We start from the raw sequence: 403 nt of genomic DNA on the forward strand, positions 1-403 counted from the left end.
GCTCGATGCCGCTCAAGGGCGCGGTCTGGACGGCCACGGACATGTCGCGCACCGAGGAGAAGATCCCGACGCACGCGGTCGTGCTGGCGATCATCTTCGCGCTGTTCTGCCTGATCGGGCTGCTGTTCCTGCTGATGAAGGAGAAGCGGACCACCGGCTTCATCCAGGTCACGGTCACCAGCGGCGGCCGGCACCACTCCACGATGATCCCGGCCGTCGGCCCCTACACCTTCCCCGCGGTGATGGGCCAGCTCAACCAGGCCCGTTCCATGAGCGCCTGAGTCGCGCGTCGCCCATGGCACGGTTCGAGCACACGGTCTGCGTGGCCGCCCTGGACCGCGACTGGTTCGAGGAGGCCGCCGGACACGTGGTGGACCTCTTCGAGGCCTCCCGCGAGCAGGGC

1 pseudogene is annotated in these 403 nt (G+C 68.7%); it reads left to right on the forward strand.

The features are described from left to right. A pseudogene (locus AC0AIB_RS31565) lies at positions 1-281 on the forward strand (hypothetical protein); the annotation flags it as partial. Between the last annotated feature and the right edge of the window lie 122 nt (positions 282-403).

The sequence above is a fragment of the Micromonospora sp. DSM 43699 genome (genome assembly GCF_055517075.1).